General features: G+C 66.4%; 26 protein-coding genes and 5 pseudogenes. 13 read left to right on the top strand and 18 right to left on the bottom strand.

What is annotated here, in order from left to right:
- Positions 1-582 (bottom strand): alpha/beta fold hydrolase (locus EER30_RS50185; RefSeq protein WP_432417609.1); only part of this gene is annotated, 582 nt, incomplete at its 3' end.
- 20 nt (positions 583-602) lie between these two features.
- Here EER30_RS50185 and EER30_RS50180 point away from each other — a divergent pair.
- From EER30_RS50180 to EER30_RS45765, 3 genes and pseudogenes are all read left to right on the top strand, one after another.
- A pseudogene (locus EER30_RS50180) lies at positions 603-1,300 on the top strand (IS5 family transposase); the annotation flags it as partial.
- A gap of 282 nt (positions 1,301-1,582) precedes the next feature.
- Complete coding sequence (locus EER30_RS45770; protein ID WP_164842776.1) at positions 1,583-2,095, top strand: sigma-70 family RNA polymerase sigma factor; 513 nt, start codon at positions 1,583-1,585, stop codon at positions 2,093-2,095.
- Positions 2,096-2,318: 223 nt separating this feature from the next.
- Complete coding sequence (locus EER30_RS45765) at positions 2,319-2,690, top strand: Dps family protein (RefSeq protein ID WP_205650716.1); 372 nt, start codon at positions 2,319-2,321, stop codon at positions 2,688-2,690.
- A 592-nt stretch (positions 2,691-3,282) separates the two neighbouring features.
- Here the strand turns inward: EER30_RS45765 and EER30_RS50175 are convergent.
- Positions 3,283-3,636 (bottom strand): annotated as a pseudogene (locus EER30_RS50175) (AMP-binding protein); the annotation flags it as partial.
- A gap of 219 nt (positions 3,637-3,855) precedes the next feature.
- Here EER30_RS50175 and EER30_RS45755 point away from each other — a divergent pair.
- On the top strand, positions 3,856-5,175 hold the full coding sequence (locus EER30_RS45755) for an NAD(P)/FAD-dependent oxidoreductase (RefSeq protein ID WP_127509340.1): 1,320 nt from the start codon (positions 3,856-3,858) through the stop codon (positions 5,173-5,175).
- Positions 5,176-5,339: 164 nt separating this feature from the next.
- Here EER30_RS45755 and EER30_RS49295 read toward each other — a convergent pair whose 3' ends face one another.
- Both EER30_RS49295 and EER30_RS49290 read right to left on the bottom strand, forming a co-directional pair.
- Positions 5,340-6,608 (bottom strand): NF041680 family putative transposase, encoded by a 1,269-nt coding sequence (locus EER30_RS49295; RefSeq protein WP_240670744.1) that lies wholly within the window; start codon positions 6,606-6,608, stop codon positions 5,340-5,342.
- A gap of 57 nt (positions 6,609-6,665) precedes the next feature.
- The gene (locus EER30_RS49290; protein WP_240670743.1) at positions 6,666-6,911 is read right to left on the bottom strand and encodes a hypothetical protein; all 246 of its coding nucleotides are present in this window, start codon (positions 6,909-6,911) and stop codon (positions 6,666-6,668) included.
- 176 nt (positions 6,912-7,087) lie between these two features.
- Here EER30_RS49290 and EER30_RS49285 point away from each other — a divergent pair, with 176 nt between their 5' ends.
- Positions 7,088-7,375 (top strand): hypothetical protein, encoded by a 288-nt coding sequence (locus EER30_RS49285; protein WP_240670742.1) that lies wholly within the window; start codon positions 7,088-7,090, stop codon positions 7,373-7,375.
- Between the two features lie 29 nt (positions 7,376-7,404).
- On the opposite strand, the gene EER30_RS49280 is transcribed toward EER30_RS49285, so the two are convergent.
- Positions 7,405-7,740 (bottom strand): LLM class flavin-dependent oxidoreductase, encoded by a 336-nt coding sequence (locus EER30_RS49280; RefSeq protein ID WP_240670741.1) that lies wholly within the window; start codon positions 7,738-7,740, stop codon positions 7,405-7,407.
- A 193-nt stretch (positions 7,741-7,933) separates the two neighbouring features.
- On the bottom strand, positions 7,934-8,635 hold the full coding sequence (locus tag EER30_RS45740; RefSeq protein WP_127509337.1) for an alpha/beta fold hydrolase: 702 nt from the start codon (positions 8,633-8,635) through the stop codon (positions 7,934-7,936).
- An 82-nt stretch (positions 8,636-8,717) separates the two neighbouring features.
- Here EER30_RS45740 and EER30_RS45735 point away from each other — a divergent pair, with 82 nt between their 5' ends.
- Positions 8,718-8,942: a hypothetical protein gene (locus EER30_RS45735; protein WP_127509335.1), complete on the top strand. Its 225-nt coding sequence runs from the start codon at positions 8,718-8,720 to the stop codon at positions 8,940-8,942.
- 139 nt (positions 8,943-9,081) lie between these two features.
- Positions 9,082-9,330 carry a transposase gene (locus EER30_RS45730; protein ID WP_127509332.1) on the top strand — a complete coding sequence of 83 codons (249 nt, stop codon included), beginning with the start codon at positions 9,082-9,084 and terminating at the stop codon, positions 9,328-9,330.
- A 468-nt stretch (positions 9,331-9,798) separates the two neighbouring features.
- On the opposite strand, the gene EER30_RS45725 is transcribed toward EER30_RS45730, so the two are convergent.
- Both EER30_RS45725 and EER30_RS45720 read right to left on the bottom strand, forming a co-directional pair.
- Positions 9,799-11,022, bottom strand: coding sequence for an NAD(P)/FAD-dependent oxidoreductase (locus tag EER30_RS45725; protein WP_349290924.1), 1,224 nt, complete (start codon positions 11,020-11,022; stop codon positions 9,799-9,801).
- The gene (locus tag EER30_RS45720) at positions 11,019-11,231 is read right to left on the bottom strand and encodes a ferredoxin (protein ID WP_127509329.1); all 213 of its coding nucleotides are present in this window, start codon (positions 11,229-11,231) and stop codon (positions 11,019-11,021) included. The genes EER30_RS45725 and EER30_RS45720 overlap by 4 nt, the downstream gene beginning before the upstream one ends.
- Before the next feature lie 90 nt (positions 11,232-11,321).
- Here EER30_RS45720 and EER30_RS45715 point away from each other — a divergent pair, with 90 nt between their 5' ends.
- On the top strand, positions 11,322-11,951 hold the full coding sequence (locus EER30_RS45715; RefSeq protein ID WP_349290923.1) for a CGNR zinc finger domain-containing protein: 630 nt from the start codon (positions 11,322-11,324) through the stop codon (positions 11,949-11,951).
- A 729-nt stretch (positions 11,952-12,680) separates the two neighbouring features.
- Here the strand turns inward: EER30_RS45715 and EER30_RS45710 are convergent.
- From EER30_RS45710 to tnpC, 8 genes and pseudogenes are all read right to left on the bottom strand, one after another.
- Positions 12,681-13,325 carry a methyltransferase gene (locus EER30_RS45710; protein WP_127509326.1) on the bottom strand — a complete coding sequence of 215 codons (645 nt, stop codon included), beginning with the start codon at positions 13,323-13,325 and terminating at the stop codon, positions 12,681-12,683.
- Complete coding sequence (locus EER30_RS45705) at positions 13,318-13,545, bottom strand: hypothetical protein (protein ID WP_127509323.1); 228 nt, start codon at positions 13,543-13,545, stop codon at positions 13,318-13,320. Before EER30_RS45705 ends, EER30_RS45710 begins: the two co-directional genes overlap by 8 nt.
- A 253-nt stretch (positions 13,546-13,798) precedes the next feature.
- On the bottom strand, positions 13,799-14,620 hold the full coding sequence (locus tag EER30_RS45700; RefSeq protein ID WP_127509320.1) for an alpha/beta hydrolase: 822 nt from the start codon (positions 14,618-14,620) through the stop codon (positions 13,799-13,801).
- A 198-nt stretch (positions 14,621-14,818) separates the two neighbouring features.
- Positions 14,819-15,673, bottom strand: coding sequence for an alpha/beta fold hydrolase (locus EER30_RS45695; protein ID WP_127509317.1), 855 nt, complete (start codon positions 15,671-15,673; stop codon positions 14,819-14,821).
- 296 nt (positions 15,674-15,969) lie between these two features.
- Positions 15,970-16,188 (bottom strand): hypothetical protein, encoded by a 219-nt coding sequence (locus EER30_RS45690; protein ID WP_127509314.1) that lies wholly within the window; start codon positions 16,186-16,188, stop codon positions 15,970-15,972.
- A 76-nt stretch (positions 16,189-16,264) separates the two neighbouring features.
- Positions 16,265-16,573: pseudogene (locus tag EER30_RS50170) on the bottom strand (hypothetical protein); the annotation flags it as partial.
- Between the two features lie 42 nt (positions 16,574-16,615).
- On the bottom strand, positions 16,616-17,446 hold the full coding sequence (locus EER30_RS45680) for a hypothetical protein (protein WP_127509311.1): 831 nt from the start codon (positions 17,444-17,446) through the stop codon (positions 16,616-16,618).
- A gap of 509 nt (positions 17,447-17,955) precedes the next feature.
- On the bottom strand, positions 17,956-19,026 hold the full coding sequence (gene tnpC / locus EER30_RS45675) for an IS66 family transposase (RefSeq protein WP_127509308.1): 1,071 nt from the start codon (positions 19,024-19,026) through the stop codon (positions 17,956-17,958).
- A 104-nt stretch (positions 19,027-19,130) separates the two neighbouring features.
- On the opposite strand from tnpC, the gene EER30_RS45670 reads away from it, so the two are divergent.
- The 3 genes and pseudogenes from EER30_RS45670 to EER30_RS45660 all read left to right on the top strand — a co-directional run bounded on the left by EER30_RS45670 (position 19,131) and on the right by EER30_RS45660 (position 20,988).
- Entirely contained in the window at positions 19,131-19,706 is a 576-nt protein-coding gene (locus EER30_RS45670) for an RHS repeat-associated core domain-containing protein (protein WP_127509306.1), read from the top strand.
- On the top strand, positions 19,700-19,921 hold the full coding sequence (locus EER30_RS45665) for a hypothetical protein (RefSeq protein ID WP_127509303.1): 222 nt from the start codon (positions 19,700-19,702) through the stop codon (positions 19,919-19,921). Before EER30_RS45670 ends, EER30_RS45665 begins: the two co-directional genes overlap by 7 nt.
- Positions 19,922-20,176: 255 nt before the next feature.
- A pseudogene (locus tag EER30_RS45660) lies at positions 20,177-20,988 on the top strand (IS3 family transposase).
- On the opposite strand, the gene EER30_RS45655 reads toward EER30_RS45660, so the two are convergent.
- The gene (locus EER30_RS45655; protein ID WP_205650714.1) at positions 20,957-21,760 is read right to left on the bottom strand and encodes a calcium/sodium antiporter; all 804 of its coding nucleotides are present in this window, start codon (positions 21,758-21,760) and stop codon (positions 20,957-20,959) included. The pseudogene EER30_RS45660 and the gene EER30_RS45655 sit on opposite strands and share 32 nt — an antisense overlap.
- A 159-nt stretch (positions 21,761-21,919) precedes the next feature.
- On the opposite strand from EER30_RS45655, the gene EER30_RS45650 reads away from it, so the two are divergent.
- Together EER30_RS45650 and EER30_RS45645 are read left to right on the top strand one after the other, a co-directional pair.
- Positions 21,920-22,165, top strand: a complete 246-nt coding sequence (locus EER30_RS45650) for a hypothetical protein (protein WP_127509300.1) — start codon at positions 21,920-21,922, stop codon at positions 22,163-22,165.
- A 24-nt stretch (positions 22,166-22,189) separates the two neighbouring features.
- Positions 22,190-22,450, top strand: a complete 261-nt coding sequence (locus tag EER30_RS45645; protein ID WP_127509297.1) for a hypothetical protein — start codon at positions 22,190-22,192, stop codon at positions 22,448-22,450.
- On the opposite strand, the pseudogene EER30_RS49870 reads toward EER30_RS45645, so the two are convergent.
- Positions 22,447-22,566: pseudogene (locus tag EER30_RS49870) on the bottom strand (IS630 family transposase); the annotation flags it as partial. The gene EER30_RS45645 and the pseudogene EER30_RS49870 overlap by 4 nt on opposite strands.

Here is a 22,566-nt window from a genome sequence, read left to right as displayed (position 1 = left end):
CAGCACGACCTCGGTGGCATCAGGGATCGAAGCGCCTAATTCGTGGGTCCATCTCGGACCGCATACGTGATCGTGCCGACCGGTGAGAGCGAGTACCGGAACTGAGATCCGCCCAAGGTGTGCGCGTACGTCGAAGGAGTAGCCACCGGACGAAACCGGGCTGAGGTCAAACAGCTTTCGATACCTGACCGATGCCTCCTCGTCCCGCCAGTAGTCGTGTAAGTACAACGGGAACTGCACGTGTCCCGGTTGCCCGGACGTCGTGACCGGGAACCGAAAACGGTATGGCTGTGGTGGCACGGCGACGACCCAGCCGACCTGGACCTCGACCGGGTCTGGCGCGCCTACCTGCGCCGTTTCGACATCGAACACACATTCCGGTTCGCCAAACAAGTCCTGGGCTGGACGGTCCCGAAAATCCGCACCCCGGAGCAGGCCGACCGGTGGACCTGGCTCATCCTGGCCGCGTTCACCCAGCTCCGCCTGGCCCGCCCACTGGTCGGTGATCACCGGCTGCCCTGGCAGCCACCGCAACCAGCACGCGCGTTCACCCCGGCGCGCGTCCGGCAGGGTTTCGGTCACCTACTGCCCCGGATCGGCACCCCAGCCAGCCACCCAAAACGCACCCGGCCAGGCCCAGGCCGCCCGAAAGGCTCCCGATCTCGCGGGCGACTGCGCATCGCCGGTTCACCGATGAGTGGAACAGGGTGTCATGCAGGCGTTTCACCAGGCGATGCTGGACGTTCTCGGTGCTGCTGGCCGGATCGACTGGTCGAGGGCGAGCGTGGACGCGATGCATGTCCGGGCGCTTAAAGGGGGGACCTGACCGGGGCAAGCCCGGTGGACCGGGCAAGCCCGGCTCCAAGATCCACGTGGTCAGTGACCGTAACGGGCTGCCGCTGACCGTGGTGGTGTCTGCTGCCAACGTCAACGACAGCACCATGCTCGAGAACGTGCTCGACAACTTGCGGGCGATCCGGCAACCGCTCGGGCGTCCCCGCCGATGGCCCGGCAAGCTGCACGGCGACAAGGGCTACGACTACCGATTCTGCCGGGAGGTGGTCAGACGACGCGGCATGATCGCCCGGATCGCCCGTAAGGGCATCGAACCGGCCACGCACCTCGGCCGGCACCGCTACGTCATCGAGCGCTGCCTGGAATGGGTCAGCCGCTTCCGAGCCTGGCCCGCAGCTACGACCGCAAGGCTTCCCACTTCACCGGCTTCCTGCGCCTGGCCTGCGCTCTGATCTGCTACCGCCGAGTCGCCCGCCTCAACCTCCTGACCAGCAACAACCCCTAATGAGATGCGGACTTACGGCCCGTCCGATGGGATGCGAGCTGTTCCGCCGCATGGGCTTCGTGCAGATTGACACTTGGGTGGTCTTCGAACGGCGCCGTAGGGGTCCGGGACGGGCGGCCGGTGATGCAACTCACCCTGAGGGCGACTTGCGGATGTACTGACAGCAGCCGGAGCAGCCGCTCGGAGAGTCCGGTCAGTCAGGTCATTCAGAGGTCATTCGCGAGCCCGTGGCCCCTCCTAACGTCCTTTGCGACCGCTGAACACCGGACGCTAGGAACTGCAATGCGACCCCTCATCGCCTGCCGCGAAGCCAACATCCGCGCCAAGGAGCTCATCGATGCGCACTGGATGCCGCTCACCCGGTTCGTGCTGCCGTTCACCCGAGGACAACAACAGACGGCGGAGGACATCGTTCAGGAGACCATCATTCGAGCGTGGAAGCACCTCGACCAGCTCCCCGAGAACCCCGACGGAACCCGCCGGTGGCTCATAACCGTCGCACACCGGCTCCTCATCGACCAGGCCCGCCGCAGCAAGGTCCGCCCGCTCGAGAGGCGCCTTCCGGTGGATGAGTATGCCGGCAACGATGACGTCTCCAATACCGTCGTCGCCGCGGATTCGTTCCATCACGGTCTGCAGGCACTCAGCGTCAGCCAACGACGCGTTCTCGAAGAGATTTTCGTCCACAACCGCACCCCTCAAGAAGTCGCCGATCTCCTCGACGTCCCCGTCGGCACGGTGCGATCGAGACAGCACTACGCTCTGCAAACACTCCGCCAGGCCTTGCTCGGCTGAAAGATTCAGCGATTTCGCCGAAGGGCGCGGACGCCGACACAGACCCGGCCCGAGCGCGGAGGCATCGACAGGCAGCAGGCGTGCAACGCGACCGAAGACAGCCCTTGGCCCTGGCGCTGGCTTCGCCGTCGTCGACAGGTCGAAGTCACCGGGTGGGGCATCTGCTCCATCTGGGCCGCCGAGCGATAGCGCCTCACAAGGGCTGCTCCAGAAAGGACTCGAGATGACCATCACCCAGGACATCGCGTCCACCGGCGCCTTCCGCGCCACTCCCGCCCAAGCAGATCGGCTGCAGCGAGTCCTGATCGACCTCGTCGCCCTGCACCTGTACGGCAAGCAGGCCCACTGGAACATCGTGGGCCCCCACATCCGCGACCTGCACCTACAGCTCGACGAGCTGGTTGAGGTAGCACGCGAGGCCGGTGACACCATCGCCGAGCGGATGCGCGCTCTTGACGCTGTCCCGGACGGCCGCCCGGCAACAGTCGCCGCCAGGACCACACTAGGCGACTTCGGCCCGGACGAGATCGACACTCGCCACGTGGTTGAAGAGGTCACCGGACTGATTCGGCCAGGCCGTAGGCACGATCCGTGACGTGCATGACAAGGTCGACGCGGAGGACCAGACCACCGATGTCGGGTCCGCGCCGCACTAGCTGGGGAGGAACGACGGTGGCGCCGGAAAGAACGAGCCTCAGTGCGGGTGTGTCCGCGGGCATGGTGCCCGCGGTGGCCCGATCCTCGATGAGAACGGGCGCCGCGAATATCATCGTCGCGGCTGTCTCCCGCAGCAGGGTGCGGCCAGCCTTGCCGCTCCACCGGTCGATCACGACCGACGTCGCCCCGGACAACAGGGGCACAGTGATCGAAGATAGCACCGGCGATGTGGGTTGACGAGTGCGGCGTGAAGATGACGTCCACCGGGACCGAGCCCCTCGGCATCTACGATCGGCGCTATCCCGGCATGGAGCGTATTGAAGCTGTGCAGAGCCCCCTTGGGCTCCCCCGAGGTGCCCGACGTGAACGGAGAACGCCGACCCGGTCGGGGTCCTCGTCCAGGCGGCCGAGCTCGTCGGCCTGCATCCACTCCCAGGGCATTCTGCGAAGTACTCGGCGAAGTCGATCGCACCGTCGCCGGCCTCGCCCAGCACGACCCGGTGCCGCAGGGACGGCAGCTCCGGCATCAGTTCGGACGGCGCAGCCGCGTGCCGGAAACCGTCCCACTCGTCGACCGTGATACACACGACCGCCTCTATCCGGCGCAGCACCCGGGCCAGCTCCCGCTCGCGGATCGTCGGAAGGATCGGCGCGGTGATCGCCCCTATCCGAGCGCCGACGAGCGTCAAGGCGCCGACCTGCCAGAAGTTCGGCAGCTGCACCGCAACGACATCGCCGGGACCCACGCCGAGCCGCAGCAGCGCCCCGGCGAACCGCTCCACGGCCAAGGCATAGTCGGCGTACGTCAGCCGTCCGGCCTCGCCGTCGCCTGCGTACTGAATGACCGCGGTGGCCTCCGGCTGCTCGCGGCTCCACCGACGCAGATCCGCGATCGATCCGCCGTCGCGCCAAAGTCCCTGCTTGTGATAGTGCTCGGGCCAATTCCTTCGGAGCGCGGAACTCGCGCAGTAGATCGTTCATGGATAGGCGAACGCATTGCGGGACCCCTGTTCACGACGTGATCGTCGTCATCGCGCCGCACCGATGAATAAACCCGCGGTTGATCCGTTCCCTAGGTGTACATCTCCGCAGAAAGGTTCGTCATGGCGCGGAACAATCTCGCAGTAGTCATCGGGGCGTCCCTCGCGGGGCTGCTGGCCGCGACGGCTTTGCGGCAGGCCTATCGAAAGGTCATCGTCCTCGACCGCGACGCACTCCCGGTGGTGCCCAGGGCACGGCGGGAGGTGCCCCAGGCGCATCATCCGAATATCCTGCCGTCGCGAGGAATCGGCGCTCTCGACACCCTCATGCCGGGCTTCGCCGGGGAGATGGTCGCGGCGGGGGGTCTGCCGGTCGACAAGCAGAACGATCTGCGCTGGTACCTCGATGGTCGGCGACTGGCGTCCAGCCTGGTGCCGTCAGGCGTCGACGGTATCGCCATCAGCCGACCGCTGCTGGAGCATCTGGTCCGAAGACGAGCCGCCACCGGCAATGTGTCCATCATGGATCGGTTGACGGCCGTCAGTCTGATCACCGACGGGGACGTCGTCACCGGCGTCGTGACCGCCCCGGCCGACACTGGGGAAACCCGAGCGGAACCGGGAAGCATCGACGGGGCGGACCTCGTCGTCGACGCCACCGGCTTCGGCTCCCGAGCCCCGGCCTGGCTCCGCGCGATCGGCATACAGGACATCGAGGTCGAGCGCGTCGACATCGACCAGACGCATGTGTCGCGGCGTTTCCGTCGCCGGCAACACTTCTTGGGCGGGCAGCTGGGAGGCGTGTACGCCCCGCATCCGGGTCATCCCTTCGGAGGCGTCGTCACCGCGGAGGAGCGAGACGTGGTCAATGTCTCGCTGAACGGCAGCCTGGGAGCAGTACCCGGGTCCGGCGCGGCAGACATGGAGAAAAGGGCAATCGATCTTCCCGATCAAGGTGCCCACGAGATTCTCCGCCAGGCCCACCCGGTCGGCGACGCTCACGTCCTCAAAGTCCCCTACAGCGTCCGCCGCTACTACGAAAGGTTGCCGGGCTTCCCGGCCGGCTTCGCCGTCCTGGGCGACGCGCTGTGCACCTTCAACCCGATCTACGGCCAAGGCATCACTGTCGCCGCGCTGGAAGCGGTGTTGCTGCGCAACCTGGCCGCCGCCGGGACGCAGGGGCAGTTTCAGCGAAGAGCCGCTTCGCTGGTCGACGTGCCGTGGCGGTGGTCGGCCGACCTGGATCGGGCGATGTGCGGCGGCGACGGGCCGGGAGTGACGACCTACGACGGACTCGTAACCCGGCTGTCAGCCGCGACCGACCCGGCGGCGGCGAGGGCTTTCCTTCGAGTGGTCAATCTGCTCGATCACCCGGACCGGCTCGACGACCGCGGGATCGCCGCCCGGGCCCATCCTGAAAAGGTGTCTAGTCTTGCTTTTTAACCTCTGGGTTTCTGCAGGTCGGCTTGGGTGCGGGCGCGGTGGATGGTTTTGCCGACGTCGTGGTGGGGTGCGCGGTGTCGGTTGGGGCTGCCGGGTGGGCGGCCGGGCCGGGTCGGGTGGGTTTTGGTGCCTGCGCGGGGTGGCTGGTCTGCGGCCGGAGGTTCTTAAAGGCGCGCCGGACCCGTGCGGGGCTCAGTCGGTCGGCTCGGGCCGGTTTCGGCGGGCTTTTCCCAGGGGCGGCGTAGGTCGTCGGTCAGGTTGCGGGCGAGGCGCAGTTGTGTGTGGGCGGCGATGATCAGCCAGGTCCAGGTGTCGGCGGCGTTCGGGTCGCGTAGCTGTGGCCGGGTCCAGCCGAGGGTTTGTTTGAGGAGCCGGAAGGTGTGTTCGAGGTCGAATCGTCGTAGGTAGGCCTGCCGGAGCAGGTGGACCTGGGCGGCGGTCAGGTCGGGCGTTGAGCACCATAGCCAGATCGGTTTGGGGTTCTGCCCGGACGGGACACGGTCGACGGTCAGCCGGATGAGGGTGCCCTCGAGGATGGGCAGGGGCCCGCTGTGGCTGATCCAGGCGGCGCGGCGAGTCAGCCGGGGATGCACCCGATTGAAGGCGACGGCCTGGGCGGTGCCGTAGCGGCGGGTCTCGGTCCGGGTGTGGTGGGCCGGTTGCGGCCAGGTGCTCTCGTCGGACAGGCGTAGTTCGGGGCCGTGGTGGCGAGGCCGGCCGACGGTGGTGGGTGTCCGGGGTGGTGCGGGTAGTCGCATCACCCGGCTGGTGCGTAGCCGGCCGAGGGGTTGCAGGGGCAGATCACGCAGGTCGTGGGCCGGGCGGGCGGTGTCGTGGCCGGAGTCGGTCACGATCAGGATCGGCGGGTCACCCGGGTGCCAGTGTCGTGCGGTGATCAGCCGGTCGATGGCCTCCCGTAGTTGGGTGCGGGCCACGGCCATCTCGTCATCGGCCGGGCCGAGTCGCACGGCGTCGTGGATCGCGGTCCAGGAGGTGCGGCCGGTTTCCAGAGCGGCCACGATCGAGTAGGGCCAGCCGGGAACCCGCTGGTCCTGGGTCCGGGTCTGCCCGGACACGTGGCAGTAGAGCCGCTCGGGACTGGTGTGGGCCTCCCACCGCAGCCACGGGGACACGTCGATAGCCAGCACGATCCGCCCGTCCGCAGCCAGCGGGAACGGCACATTCGCCACCGCCTGGCGCAGCCGGCCCAGATCGAGGCGGCCGTGGTTGATCGCGTCATACAGTGCGCCATGACCCCGGCGATGCTCGGCGGTCAGACGCAACCCGACCAGGCTCTCGACCGGACCGTCGGCGCACAACGCCTCAGCCAGCTCGAACAGGGCATCGGCTCGCCGGGTCAGACAGGCGTAGAACTCCACCCGGAACCAGCCGAGTCGCCGCAGCGACTCGACGCGGTCAACGGGTTCAGGCACACTATTCATCACGGCCTTCGGATCAGGATCACGGTCATCTTCAGCGAGACGACATGATCACCGAAGGTCGCCTTCATGTCCACTCAAGACACTGCACGACACCAGGCCAGAGCACCGAAGGTTAAAGACAAGACTAGCCAGCTTGCGTACGCGCGGAATGACCTCGGTGCCGTACAGCTCGATCGTCCTCATCATCGCCTCGTGCGGTAGGGCGCCAGTCGAGAACTTCAGGTCGAAACGCTGGATGCCGACGTCGCCGATCGTCTTGGCGATCTTGCGAGCCACCGTCTCGGGCGAGCCCACGTACCACGAGCCCTCGTGCACCTCTGCTCGAAGGCTTCTCGTCGGAGGGGCGGCCAGCCGCGCTCGGCGCCGATCCGGTCCATGGTAGTGCGAGCGTACTGCCAGAGCGTCTCAAAGGCCTCGTCATCGGTTTCCGCTACGAAGCCGGGCGAGTTCACCGCAGCAGGGAGTCGCTCGTGGCCGGCTTGATCGAGCGCCCGGTGGAACAGCTCGACGAACGGGGCGAAGCGGCCAGTCTGGCCACCGATGACGCCCAGAATGAGCGGGAAGCCGAGCCGTGCGGCGCGCACCACCGACTCCGGGGTGCCGCCGACGCCGACCCAGCTGCGGATCCGTCCGGATTCCGTCTTCGGAAGACCTGCTGGTTGCGCAACGGCGGGCGGACCGATCCGGACCAGGTCACCGGGCCCTCAGTGAGTAGCCGGGCCATCAGCTCGGCCTTCTCGGAGAACAGCTTGTCGTAATCCTTGAGGTCGTAGCCGAACAGTGGGAACTACTCGGTGAAGGAGCCGCGACCAAGGATGATCTCAGCCCGCCCGCGCGAGACGGCGTCCACCGTCGCGAAGCGCTCGAAGACTCGCACCGGGTCGTCGGAGCTGAGCACCGTAACGGCGGTGTCGACCCGAATCCGCTCGGTGCGGGCGATGGCGGCCAGGACGATCTCGGGCGCGCAGACCGCAAAGTCGTCCCGATGGTGCTCGCCGACCCCGAACGAGTCGACCCCTACCTGGTCGGCGAGTACCGCCTGCTCAACGATGTCGCGGATAACTTGGGCGTACGGGAGTTTCCGACCCTCGCCGTCGACGGTGTTCAATCCGAGCTCCACCATGTCACGCCACCGCTGGACCGATGCCGTTGCCAAGTTCCATGCCACTCCCCTCGCCCGGCGCCCCTGTGTCCGCGCCACCGCACCGTGGACGCCGCTCGGGTCCGAACCTTCATCGTCGGACGTATGACCTGTCCCTCTCCCTTCCCACGTCCGCGGCTGCCGGTCGGATTCTCCGGAGGTTCGCGGCCTTGCGTCAGGCGAGGATGGCCTTTGCGATCTCGTCCGGATGGGTGAGCATGCCCTCGTGCCCGCCTGCGACGATGATCGGGGTCAGCCCGACCCGGGCCGCAAACTCCGCCCCGGGGTGCGGCAATGCGTCGTCGTCCTCGCCGAGCAGGTAACGCAGTGAGACGCCGAGTGTGGCCGGGTCCGTGCCCTCGGCCGGGTCGAGGAAGTAGCCGCCGGGCATCGGTGTGAGCAGGTCCGCCACCAGGCGCTGCAGCTCCGGTGCCGCGCCGGGCATGAAGATCTGCGTGACGAAGTCGAGCGATGGTTCGATAGCACGGACCGACGACTGCTCGATCAAGCCACGAAGGAAGGCCGCGGACTCCGGGGGGTCGTTGTCGATCATCGATTTACCGGCGACGGCCGTGTGGGCGTTGTAGTAGACGATCTCGGCGAGCCGGTCGCCGAGACGCCCGGCGGCACCGAACACCGGGTAGCCGCCCCAGCTGTGGCAGAGCAGCACCACGTCGGTGAGGTCGCGCTCCTCGACCACCCGGACGATGTGGTCCACGGCATCGCGCAGCCGGTGCCCGCGCGGGTCATCGCCGTCGCCGAGCCCCGGCATCGTGAGCGTAATGGCGTGGTGCCCGGCTGCGCGGAGGCGCTGTGCGACCGGCGCCCAGGACCATGCGCCGTGCCAGGCCCCGGGGACGCAGAGGTAGTTCTTCATGGTGACACTCCTCGTTATTTGTAGTCATTCGGACTCAGAGCCCGAAAGATGCGAAAGTAGCACCGAACCGTATTGACCCGAAGTGGCCGTCGTCGGGATCACAGCCTCGCCGCGCCTGCCATGGCCGGGTGATCACCTGCGGCGCTGGTCTCCAGCCGACCCGACCAGGCTCGGCGGGGTAACCGAGACGCTGCTCGCGGTGATCCGCCACTACCGCGACCACATTCCCCTTCTGCGCGCGGTAATGGAGATGGAAGGACACGACCTGCCGGACCATAAGGTGGTCGCCGAACTAGAGGTCATCTGACGGATCATCACCAGTTGCGATGATCGATCGTTGGCTCGTCGTGGCTGGTGATTTGACTGATGAGGACTGGAAAAGGCTGGAGCCGTTGCTGCCGAGCATGGACCCGCAGCGTGGTGGGCAGTGGCGTGATTAACGGCAGGTGATCAACGGGATCCTGTGGCGTATTGACAACGGCGCCAAGTGGGATCAGATCCCGGACCGGTACGGGCCTGCGAAAACGTGCTATGACCGGTTCGCGCGTTGGGAACAGGACGGCACCTGGGCGCGGATCGAGAAGCAGTTGCAGGCCGATGCGGACGCCGCCGGGGATCTCGACTGGCAGGCCCAGGTCGATTCCACCGTGGTGCGTGCGCACCAGCACGCGGCGGGCGCCTGTAAAGGGGGCTGAGCGAGGAACTGGTGCCCCTAGTCGACAACGATGCCGTGGCCCGGCAGGCGGGCGTGGCCGGCCCCGCAAGCGGCTCGATCATCTGCTTGCGGGCAAGGCTTACGGGTCGAAGGCGAACCGGCGGTCCTAGCGACTTGGATGCGGCCGACCGGGACGCCGAAGAGCCGAGGGCTTCTCGAGCGAGAAGCCCGAATCTCATGTGCGTAAACGCACCAAGGTCGCCGTCGTTCAACCTTGCCGCGGCGAACGCTCCGATTCCTTGAGGAGGTTCTGAATCTGGCGTGTGCCCGAGCGTTGTCACCTGGGAAGGTCTGCGGAGAGTCGTGTGTGCGTACGGCTACGCGAGCAGGGGCAAAGAGCGGCATTGCCTGGCTTGGGTGGCTTGCCGGCGCGGATGAGTTTCGGGTCACGGACTGTTCGCCTCGCTTGATACGGCGTGTCTTGGCTCACGATGGAGGGTGTGGACGGTCATCGGACGGAAGCGATGCTCATTCGGGCAGGTTGTATTCCGAGGAGCGACAGGGCTTCGGCCAGCTGCGACCGGTAGGCGACGATGCGGGCCGCGCGGTTGGCAGTCAGTGCGCCGATCAGTTGATCGTTTCGGTAGTAGGCGACGTCGAGCCGGCGCCGTGCGAGGTCGAACTCGTGGACCTCCGTGCGGTCGGCCTGATCGGGTAGGCCGACCGCACGGAACTTGACGCCGTATTGGGTGGTCCAGAATGACGCCACCGGGCGGTAGACCGGCGGTGCGTCCGGCCGCAGGAGCGTTGCCGCGGCGACCCGCGCCTGCTCCACGGCGTTGCTCCAATGGCCGAGCGTTACCAGCCCGGAGGCGTGCGGATGCGGGAATCGGGTGACGTCGCCAGCTGCGACGATGTGGGGGAGCGGTTCGCCGTTCGTGTCGAGGGTACGGGCGTGGACGTCTGTGACCAGTCCCCGGTCGATCTTCAGTCCGGAATCGGCGAGCCATGCGGTGTGTGGTTGGTCGCCGAGTGCGAGCAGAACGACGTCGGCGGGCACGAGACGGTCGTCGTTGACGGTGGCGCCGGTGACGCGTTGTGACCCGTGTAGTGCGGTGACTCTGACGCCGGGGAGGACGGTGACTCCGGCCTCGCGATGGAGCCGAGAGACGAACCCGGCCGCATCGTCGCCGATGGCCCGGTTCAGCGGTGCGCGACCTTTGCCCGCGAGCGTGACTTCGTGCCCCAGCGATCTTGCGGTGGAGGTGGCTTCGCTGCCGATGAAGCCGTCGCCGACGACGAGGACGCGTCGTACTCCCGAATTGAGGTCCTGCTTGATGCCGTACGCATCGTCCAGGGTGCGCAGGGTGTGCACTCCCTGTCGGGGAACGGGTTCGGGCCACTGCCGGGCACCCACGCCGGTGGCGATGACGAGCTGGTCGAACTCGAGCACCCGGCCGCTATCGAGGTGCACCGCACGATTTCGTACGTCGAGATGGACTGCCCGGCGCCCGTATTCTTCGGTCAGGCCGAGGAGCGCGGTGTCTGCCAGGGCTAGGGACTCTCGCTCGGTGCCCGGGATGAGGAACTGCTTCGAGAGAGGCGGTCGATCGTACGGTGCGTGTGGTTCGTCGCCGACCAGGGTGATTGAGCCGGAGTATCCGGCCTCCCGGAGGGCTTGGGCGGCGTTCAGCCCGGCGAGCGAGGCGCCGACGATGACGATCCGGGTCACTGGACCTCTTCGCCGATCTTGCTTACCTGAATGGCGCGGACCGGGCAGGCGGCCGCGGCGGCCACCACGCGGTCGTACTCCGAGGAGTCAACTTTCGGCTTGTGGTTGAGAATCTCGTCCTCGTCGAACCAGAAGACGTCAGGTGCGACGAACACGCACTGCCCGTGGCTTTCGCACAGGTTCATGTCGACGGTGATTCGGACGCTCATCGGGGTCGCTCCTTCGAGGGTTGAGGGGGGTTGCAGGTCCGCACACGGCTACTAACCTGTTAAAGTAAATTTAGAGGTTAGGCTCCGGGAATGTCAACCAGGGAAACACTGTTAACCGGTTGGGCTCGTGTTCGTGGTGAAATGGGTCAGAACGAAAGGGCAAAACCGATGAGCACACCAGCAGACCCCCGCCCCCTGGCCGGGGAACCTCTGCCCCTGGACCTGGTGAACACGCGCTGGACCGACGATGACGGTGCCCACGACCTGCTGGAATCCCCCGGCGGCCTGGCGATCTGGCTGTCTTCGGCCGGCCTGGCCGAGACGGTGCCGCAGTCGCAGGAGACCCTTGATGCGCTGGTGACTACCCGCGAAGCCTTGTTCGGACTCCTGCAGCCGGAATCGATCAATCCGCGACGCGATCGTGAACTGCTCAACGAGACGCTACGTCACGGCTGCTTCCGTCGATCGCTCGGCGAGCACGGATCCGAACGCAAGGTTGAGACTGATTCCCCGGGCTGGCTCGCCGCCTGGCAGGCCGCCGAGCACTATCTTCGTCTGCTGGAGGACAACCCGTCCCGGATCCGCAAATGCGCGAACCCTGAATGTCCGCTGCGGTTCTACGACGTCTCCAAGGCCGGCGGCCGCCGCTGGTGCTCGATGGCGACCTGCGGCAACCGCGCCAAGTCCCGCAGCCACTACGCCCGGAACCACCGCGGCTGACGGATCGGCGAACGTCGCGTGATCATGGAGATGGCGGGTGGCCGCGTCAACGGAAGCTACCGTTACTGATCGGGGTAGCCGGGTGGCGGCGCATGTTGCGGGTCGCGGCACGTTATGCCGCCTTGCGGTGAGCCTGGGGCGGGCCGTGAAGTTGGCCGTCCCCAGGTCCCGAGCCGGTCGCGGGTTCAGGTCGGTGTCGCCGGCCGGCTCGCTGTCCTGCTGACGACACAACCCTCCAACAGGGACGACCTGCCGTCGCGGTATGCGGGCCAGACCCCGCCGGATTGTCACTTGCGGCTGTTTGCCGAGAGCGGTTGTTCGTCGACGGCGCGCCGCGCTGCCGTTCCACCTCGGACTGCATCTGGGCGGTCGACGTCCCAACGATGGGCGTCCTGAGCCGCCGTGTTCCAGAATGGCGTCGACCACATCGAACCTGACCGTGCCTCGATGCGTGTTGGCCACACGAGCCTGGCGTCCGCGGGTGGCGAGGCGGATGCTGATGGGACGCTGGCGCTCAACGACCTCCAGGTCGGACGCCCGATCGAACACGAAGCCATCGCCGGCGCCGTGGTTCGGATTGCCGGCAGGCATGGCACCCTAATGCCGCGAACTAACTCCGGTTCGCGACTGGCGGGCGACGGTCCGCACGGGTGGGCTTCGCAGGCGGTGCGTCAGTGTGGGTCCGATTCCGGCTGCACCGCCCAGCTCGTCACCCTGCGGCTCCACGTCTCACCAGACCAGACAAGACATCTGACGACTCTGCTCGGGCTCTTCCGCCGCGGCGTTGGTCAGGGTCGCCTCGATGAAGCAGAACGGTGCGCCGGCGGGCGTGATGCGGTCGAGCTGGAAGCCGTGGCGCGCGAGCAGCGTGTGCCATTCGTCTTCGCTTCGTTGGTGGCCGCCGGTGAGCGCGAGCTTGACGTCGTCGGTGACCTTGGTGGAGTGGGGGAGGCCGTCGGGAACGAGTATCTCTTTCAGGACCAGGCGGGCGCCGTCGTGAGCGGTGGCGGCGATGTTGGACAGAATGCGACCGGCTTCCGAGTCGTTCCAGCCGCACAGGACCACGGACATGAGGTAGATGTCAGCTGCGGGGACCGCTTCGAAGAAGTCGCCTCGGATGACTTCGATGCGATCCGCGAGGCCCTCTGACCGCAATGCCTGTTCCGCCTTGGCGGCGACGTCTGGGAGCTCAAGGAGGATGCCGCGGCGGTCAGGTTCGCCGGCCAGCATCTCGGTGAGAAGGCCGCCGTCACCGCCGCCTAGATCGGCCACGGTCGGGCCAGGCGGCAGCCGGTAGCCGCCGAGCCGGTCGGCCGCGAACGGCTGCTGGTCCTTGGCCATTGCGGCGCTGTGCAAGGCGGCCAGGTCAGTCATGACGTTCCTTCGCGGCTGTTGTGAACCCGACTTCCACTGCCATGGGGATCCTGGCCGGGTCTCTCGTTTCTGTTCGCGTGATGCCCACAAACCCGGTGCCGAAGGGAACACCCTTGTAGCGGCAATCCGGTGCGAACAGTTCCGCGAAGTCGGCCGCCGTGGCGTTGGATGCGGACCTGACGCGCGCCCAGTTCCGTGCCACCTCGTTCGGGTCGATCATGGTGAGCCTTCCGTCGGTCAGTGTGACGCCGCGGTCATGCGGCCCGAGGGGAACCGCATGACCGAAGCGAGTGGGCCGGGCGAGCCGGAAGAGGTTCGCACTGGCCGCTCTCCTTTCCGTGCCGATGCGGCCCGAGCCAGCTGGACGCCGGACATGGATCGTGGTCCTAAACATCAGACGCAGCAGAGTAGAGGAGCTTCACTACAGAAGCTTGCAGGACCGGCTACCGCCGAACGCTCGGCGGCCGCCTCACCTATTTGTCGGTCTCGCGGGCGGCTCGCTCGATGAAGGACGCGGTGGTGACCGAGTGCGACACGAACGCCATGTGCGAGGCGCCCTGGATGTACTGGACCTTGGCCTTTGCCCGCTTAGCCATGAACTCCTGCGCCGCCGCCGGGATGTTCTTGTCCGCGCCGCCGATCAGGTCATAGCTCGGAATCGTCTTCCACGCCTGTGGACCGGCCGCGGCCTCCCCGAGCGCTGCTTGGTCGATCGGACGCTGCGAGATCGCGTACAGCTTCGCGTCGCGAGCCGGCACATCAGCCGCGAACTGCTGCGGGAACAACTTCTGGTCGATGTAAAGGTCGGTGTGGCCACCGGGGAGCTTCACCTCCTTGAGGGTGTCGCCCAGAGTGCTGCCCGGGAACTTACCGGACAGCTCGGCCGCACTTTCCCCGGTCTCGGGCACGAACGCCGAGAGGAATACCAGCGCCCTGACATCCTTGTCGCCGGCTGCGGCCTTCGAGATCACGCTGCCGCCGTAGGAGTGACCGACCAGCACGATCGGGCCCTCGATGCTGTTCAGTAACGCCTTGACCTGGGCGGCGTCCGAGGCGACCCCGCGAAGCGGGTTGGGTGCGGCGATCACTGGGTAACCGTCCCTGACCAGCTTCTGGGTGACGGCGTTGAAACCGCTGCTATCGGCGAAGGCACCGTGCACGAGTACAACCGTCGGCTTGTTCCGGGGGTGTCCACCGGACGCGTCGGCCGAGGTCGCCGCGGTGATACTCAGGGTGGTCGCTGCGAGGCCGGCCACAGCGGTGGCGGCGAGGATCCGGCTGCTGTTTCGAGGCATTTCGGTTCTCCTTCTCCAGGTCCTTCGATGACACGGTTCAGTTCTTCAGGTAGGCGACGGCGTCTCCGTAGAACCGCTGGGCGAACTTGGCAACGTTTATCAACGGTTCGTGGCCGCCGGTGCCGAACGCGCACGGGATTGCCGTAGCGCACCGCCGGTGCCCGGGAGTTTGACGGACGATTCGACCGCCTGGGTGGCTTAGAGGTTGCGATCGAGGAAGCCGCGGATCAGCAGGGCTGCGACGTCGAGCTGGTCCTCGAGCAGGAAGTGGCCGGTGTCGAGTACGTACATCTCGGCCTCCGGCAGGTCGACGAGGTAGGGGTAGGCGCCGTCGACTGGGAAGATGTAGTCGTTCTTGCCCCACATGATCAGCGTCGGCGGCTGGTAGGCGCGGAAGAACTCCTGGAACTTCGGGTAGAGGGGCACGTTGGTGCCGTAGTCCTTGAACAGGTCGAGCTGGATCTCGTCGTTGACGGCCCGCGGGAGCTGTGTGATGTCATGCAGCCACGCATCCGGGTCGATGCGGGTGCGGTCGGCAACGCCGTCGACATACCGCAATTCTGTCGTCTCGTCGGACAGCATCGGGCGCACCGCATCTCGCCTGTACGCGGTGTCCTCGGCCCAGTAGGCCTTGATCGGGTCCCAGAACTCCTTGAGACCGTCCTCGTAGGCGTTCCCGTTCTGCACGATCAGCCCCGTGACCCGCTCCGGAACCTGCAGCGCGAGCCGATAGCCGGTCGGCGCCCCGCACTCGAACACGTACATCACGAAATGGTCCACGCCGAGCTGGTCGAGCAGCTCCTTCATCAGGTCGGCGTAGTTGGCGAAGGTGTAGTTGAACTCTTGCCACGACGGGCTCGCGGAGTGGCCGAAGCCCGGATAGTCAGGCGCGATCACGTGGTACCTGTCGGCAAGCAGGGGGATCAGATTGCGGTACTGCGCCGACGACATCGGAAAGCCGTGCAGCAGCACGACCGGACCGTCAGCCGGCCCGTCCTCCCGGTAGAAGATGTCGAGCCCGTTGACCTTGGTCGTGTGGAACGTCGTAGCCATGCTCCATCCCTCTCACTCCGCGTGAGCGAACGTTTCTCTCGTTCCTAACCGATGAAATGAACTTTACTGGTTGCATGTGGTCGCGTCAACCGTGTAAACCATCTTTACCAGTTAGGTGCGCCACGCCGGTCGTGACCCCTGTCGGGCTTCAACTACGTCCGCCAGCGTTGATTGGTCCGCCGTCGGCGAGGATCTCAACCAGCTGTCCGCCGAGCAGAGCGTGGTCAACGGAACGAGCGCGATTACCTCGCCGTTCGGGCGGGCGTACTGAGGTGATCTCAGCCAGTGAGGTGATCTCAGCAAGATCCGGGCAGGCATCGGTACTCGAGATGAGTCAGGTGTAGTGCCGCTGCGACGACTTCGCCGATCCGGCGCGGGCTGAGGGTGCTGTGCCGCAACGTTTTCCAGCGGTCGATCAGAATGGCGAAGCCGCGCTCGCCTTGCCAGCGAAGGCCACGAAGGAGCTGGTTGACGCTGCGGTTGGCGACCGCGAGACGGTTGCCTGCCGCAACCACATCCCACCACCTGCCCGGCCAAATCACCGGCGACCAGCACCAAACCCGTCCTACCGGCCGGCACCACATCATGACCAGCCACCTGCGCCCACACCGGGACGGCGACCAACCTGAGCGGCCCCAGCACCGCCTGCAACGCGACACTGACCGCGACGTCCCCGAATGCGGACAACGTCAGCAGTGCACCCGTCCCGCCACCCGGCGCCCCCGCAGCAAGCACCACGCCCACCGTCGCCGGCACCGACAGATCAACCAGCCTGCACGCCGCGACCGCAAGACCAGGAACCACCACGACATTCAGCACAACCGCGCCGCCGAGCACCAGCCTCCGACCGGTCAGCACCCGGAAATCAGCAACCGTCACCGCCCTGCCCACTGCCGTCATCGAAGCGACCGGCAGAACACCGACACCCAGAACCGTCATGTCTCACCCGACAGTGTGCTCGACGAGCGTCCACCGCACCCCAGCCTCGATCATCGCCTGCGCACGGTGCTGACCGTTGTTGTAACCCTCACCCGACGGCCACCGCCCATCCGGCCGGATCGTGTCCGCCAGCAGCGACGACAAAGCCTCACGCTCCCACCCGGTCAGAGCCGTCGCATCCGGCTGCGCCATCACATATGACACGGTGCCGGCGAAGGCGACGCCGGCAGCGTGGGCCTTCTCCGTCAGACGCAAAGCCACGCGGGACACCACATGCCAATCACCGCCGTGGTACCAACAACAGCCGCGCCCACCACGGCGAGGCACAACCTGCCGGCCAAGGCGACGCCACCACGCCACCCCAGCCGACATACAGTCGTCGACGCGGAAAGGCTCCGGGCGAGGCAGCAGCGCCACCAGCGCCGCCCCGTACTCCGACTCCGGCTCAGGCTCCGGCTCGACAGCGACGAAACCTTCCCCCCGCTCGAGAGAGACCGGCCGGCCGACGAGTGTCTCAACATCAGAACTAGAAAGCGGCCGCCACCGTGGCCTGCGCACCGACCGCTGCGCCCCGTCCGCGGTGAACTCCACCAAGGTCAGATGGCGGCGATCGTCGATGATCACCTGCTGAATCCAGATCGGCGGCTCGGCATCGGTGGCGAAGAACCGCTCCCACACCGCAGAAGCACAGGCTTCGGCCACGTTCGTCAGCGACGCACCCTCATCGGCGCCGGGCACCTGCGTCGCGATCGCGACCGGGCGGGCACCGCTGGCAGTGAACAGCTGCAACCGAAACGACGCCCGCCGCTGAGCACCGGCCGGCAGCCTGAACATGCGCTCGTCAAGGATCCGCCGACGTGGATGGGCGAAAGCCGACAACGACGTAGCTGGGGGCGGCGTTAGATCGCGAGTCATGCTCGCACGGTAACGGCCGCGGCACACGCCGGACATCCCCGCCGAGTGCACCGGCGGCCGGTCCAGTCGTCGTGTCCCTGGACGGGCGTCGCAGTGTGTTGCGGCGCAGCCGATCCGGCCGTCCTCGATGGTGGTCCTTGCCGCCAACAGGTGTACGCCGGTTCGTCCACAGCTGCTTACATGGCGGGCGTGCGCCGGCCGCGGCCGATTCCGGTGTTGACCACGCCAGGCACCGTGGACTGTTCTGAGGTCAATTCGATGGTGTTGCCGGTGGCCGTGTGCTCTGCGGATACGTCGCTGTCGGCGACGATTATCTGCAGCCGGTTCTGGTAGGCCTCGGCCAGGGTGGGTGATCCGGTCGTAGATTCTCCGGCCCAGTTGCTGGTCGGGCTCGGCGTTGCTCATGGCTTTGCGGGGTGAGTCGATGATCAGCAAGCTGGGCAGCAGAACGTCGGAGTGGTCGAGAGCGAATCCGTGGCGTCTTTGAGAGCGAGCAGAGCCTGGATGCCTTGGCCGGCCCAGGTCGCCGCGGGGTCGAGTTCGGCGGCGGCGATCAGTTCCCGCAGCAGATGCGCGCAACACAACGCGTGAGTGGCTTGCGGGTAGCAGTCGTAGTGGGCCCAGGCGTCGTGCACGGCGATCCCTGTAAAGGCCGGCAAGATCCCACCGGCGTCGATGGCGTCCCGGCCGCGTTTGCGGTGCACGTAGAGCAGGCTGTACTTGCCGGTGGAGACGGAGTGGACCCAGTGCAGCCGGCCCGCGACCCTGAACCCGGTCTCGTCGAAATGCACCACCGGCGCGGCGGTGAGGGCGGTGCGGATCGCGGTGAGGAAGTCACCGTCGAGGCGGCGGGCCGCGCGGGCGGTCAACGCGGCGACACTGCCCTGCGAGATCGGCACCCCGAACAGATCGGCGACAGTCTGCGCGACGCGTTTCTGCGCCCCGAACTGCGCGACCAGCAGATACACCACGATCGCGGCCAGCCGTGGCCCGTACTGCACCGGCGCGTCCACCCCCGGCGGGGCCTGCGCGCAGGTCACCGCCGCGCATGCGCAGCGCCGAGCGATCAGCTGATGCTCGGTGACCCGGGCAGTGACCTGCGGAATCTCGAACACCTGACGGCGAGTCACCCCGGCGACCACGGCGTCGGCCAGGCCGCTGCCACACCCGCCGCACGCGGCCGGCTCGTGACGAACGGTCTCGTCCGGATTCTCGATCTGTCGCAACGTGCGGCCGGGGTGACCGTCCTGCCCACCCGACCGGCGAGCGGACCGGCCTCTCAACGACTTCGGCGCCGGCTTGTCCAGGCCCTGCGACGAGGGCGGCATGTTCGAGTTCCGTGGGGTTTGACCCAACCGGCGCCGCAACTCGGCGTTCTCCGCCTCAAGGACTTCAATCCGCGCATCACGCGCCGCGACGGTCTTCTCGAGTGCGCCCACCACGGATTCCAACGCCACGAGCCGCTCCAGCAGCTCCACGATGGACGGCGAGTCGGGCACCCGGACATCCTGCCCAACAACCCCACCAAGATCAAACTGACCTGAAGCGGCCGACCTGATTAGTTACGCAGCGCTCTGGTGAAGCGTTCGGCGACGTCATAGTGATGGGCGCGCGGCTATTCGTTCCCGGGCTCGGCCGGTTCCTGACGATGGACCCGGTGGCGGGCGGCAGTTGCAACGCCTACGAGTATGCTTGCGCCGATCCGGTGAATGTCTTCGACTTGGACGGCCGAAGCTGCCGTACATACAAGTGGATTTACTCCGCGCCCTGCCGGCCGAAGAACAGCTATCGTGAGTCCTTGCACGCGCATATTGCAGTCGGCCTGTGGTTTACTCCGGGAGGGCATGGCATTAAAGCTCTCCGCTTCGGCGCCCGCCTCGGTAAAGCGAGCTGGAGAGCGAAGAAGTACGTCACGAAGGCCAAGTGGAAGAAATGCCGAACGAGCTGGAGAAACTGCGGAAAGAGCGTCCGGAAATGGGGCTGGGGTGCTTTCACGAGCGCAGCGATCGGCGGTGACTGGGATAATACTAAAACCATTGGCCGGCATTGGCGCGACACTGGTTACGATATGAAAGCGAAAATCAACAACATTGGCTGCGACTTCTACAACAAGGTAACCAGGGGGCTTCTCCGTCACCGCTGCGGAATGATGAATATGAGCAGGAGGTGGCGATGGTGAAGCCGTCGAAGGACAACGGCGGAAAACGGCTGCTTGGGCTTGGCGCGGTATTGCTGCTGGCGGCATGTCAACTGCCGGAACTCATCAAAGAAGGCGGCTGGCGTGGCTGGGTCGCTTCGGTCATGTCCGCAATCACACTGTTGGTTTTCGTGCTGGACCTTCGCGACGTCGTTCGGCGACGCTGGGCTGCCCGTCGGGGTGACCAGCATCAGTAGATGATCTACCTCTGCTCGGCTGTTGGATCCACGCGCTCCAGCAGCCGAGCGAGGCTGACGCTCCGGAGCATGGGGAACGCTTAGAGGCTTCATCTGCTGAGGCGTGCGATACAGAGGCGGCGTTCAGCTACGATGAAAGTAGCTCCGATGAGGCGATGCGCTTGGACCCCTTTACTCGGCGGAGTATAGGTCTGCTGCACCGATAGGTGACATCTGAGTTGGCTTGCCGTGACGGTGAGCTGGAAGGATGTTGCTGTGCCCAAGCCCTACCCTCGTGAGTTCCGCGACGACGTCGTGCGGCTCGCTCAAGGCCGTGACCCGGGCGTGACGGTCGAGCAGATCGCCAAGGACTTCGGGGTTCACCCGATGACGCTGTTCAAATGGCTGCGCCAGGCCGACATCGACGCCGGCGCCGAGTCCGGCGTGAGCCGCAATGATTCCGCCGAGCTGCGCGAGGCCCGTAAGCGGATCAAGCTGCTCGAGCAGGAGAACGAGGTCCTGCGCCGGGCGGCGGCGTATCAGTCACAGGCGAACCTGCCGGGAAAAGGCTCTACCCGCTCGTGGCCGACATCACCGAAGACCGCACCGGTGAAGGCAAGCTGTATTTGTGCGCGATCAAGGACGTATGGTCCAACCGGATCGTCGGCTACTCCATCGACTCCCGCATGAAATCGCGGCTGGCAGTCAACGCGCTGCACAACGCCGTCGCCCGGCGCGGCGACGTAGCCGGCTGCGTGCTGCACACCGACCGCGGGTCGCAATTTCGCAGCCGGAAATTCGTCCGCGCCCTCAACCAGCACCACATGATCGGGTCAATGGGCCGCGTCGGCGCCGCCGGCGACAACGCCGCCATGGAATCGTTCTTCGGCCTGCTGCAAAATAACGTCCTCGACCGCCGGACCTGGCCGACCCGGCAGGCGTTGAGGACCGCGATCGTGACCTGGATCGAACGGACCTAATACCACCACCACCACCACCACCGCCGCCGACGCCAACGATCGCTAGCCCGGTTGACCCCTACCGAGTACGAGACCATCATGACCCCACCGGCCAGTCAGGCCGCGTGACTGGAACTGTCACCTTCCGGTGCAGCAGACCCGATGGCGGCGGCCTCGACCGGGATCCCGCCCGGAGCGACGAGCGCGGTGATGCCCAGCACCGCACCAATGTTGAAGATGCTGCTGCCACCGCGTTACCGAGGGCCATCTCCCGCTCACCGCGCAGCGCGGCAATGATCGAGGTGGCCACCTCCGGTAGCGAGGTGCCGATGGAAACCACGGTCAAGCCGATGACGAGGTCGCTGAGCCCGACAATGCGGGCGATCTCCGTGGCCGCATCGACCAGGAAGCGGGCGCCGAGGACCAGCAGCGCCAACCCGGCGACCACGAACACCGCATCGCGTGCCAGCCGAGGGTGCGCCTCGGATTTCACACCGGCGCCGGCCTTCGCAGTCGCCGCACGCCGGGCGGTTCTGATCGACCAGAACAGGTAGACGAGCAGCACCGCAAGAAGGAGCAGCCCCTCGAGCCGGCCGATCAGCCCGTTCAAGGCGAGCACCAGCATCAGGAGCGACAAGAAGATCAGCACCGGTACGTCGACACGCACCAACTGGCTGCGGACCGTCACTGGCAGGACAAGAGCCGCCATACCCAGCACCAGCAGAATGTTGGTGATGTTGCTACCGGCGACATTGCCGATCGCCAGCCCTGCCGCACCGGAGAAGGTGGCGTCCACGGTCACCGCCAGTTCGGGGGCGGAGGTAGCGAAGGCGACCACGGTCAGGCCGACGACCAGCGGCGACAGCCCGAATGCGCGTCCGATGCCGCTGCCGCCACGCACCAGGGCTTCTCATCCTGCCACGAGCAGTCCCAACCCGATGGCCAGAAGGACGAACGTGAAGATTGTTGACGCTCACGTATTTCCCCTGGCTTGGGCTCATGTAATGGGACCGGCTCGTTCTATCCACCTGATGACGTGAGGTGGGTAGGGTCGTCGATCGTGAGCACTGATGGTGATGCGGGGCTCGCCGGTCTGCTTCAGCACGTCGTGGCCGACTCGCTCGCTTGGCTCGGCGAATATCCGGAGGATTGTGTCGACGCGGGGGCTTTGACCGCGTTCCGGCAAAGCCTGGACTGGTTTTCTCAGCAGCTCCAGGACCGGCAAGGGGGTCGGCTTGCGTCCGGCGGCAGAGAAGAGACGGCGTTGCGGGTCGCAGCGGAGCTCTTCGTCGACTTGTCCTGGTAGTTGGACACCTGTCCAGACGAGGAGGTGGAACTGGACGTGGCGGTGAGCGTGCTGGAGAACGGTGCGACGTTCACCTATGAGCTGTCCGACGACCAGCGGCAACGGCTTGTCGAGGTTCTCGGCGAACTTGCTGCGGCCGAACGGTATGAGGGTCGTCGGCATGCGATATGCCAGCTCCCATTCGCGATCGGTCTCGTCGACGACGAGGAACCCGAGTGCGAGATGCCGGTGGCTCGTGAGTGGGTTCGGTCCGAGGACAGGGCGAACGACCAGGCGAAGATCTAAGCGCCTGGCCAGAAGTTTTGTCCGTAACCCGGCGGCAGCCAGGGTGAGGTCCAGGGCGCGGCGGTGGTCAGGTTCTGGCTGTCGGTGCGGTGCTGGAAGAAGGCATGGGCTTGGCG

The organism is Actinoplanes solisilvae (assembly GCF_003999975.1).
GTDB classification, from domain to species: Bacteria; Actinomycetota; Actinomycetes; order Mycobacteriales; family Micromonosporaceae; genus Actinoplanes; species Actinoplanes solisilvae.
This window is presented reverse-complemented; position numbering and strand designations above follow the sequence as displayed.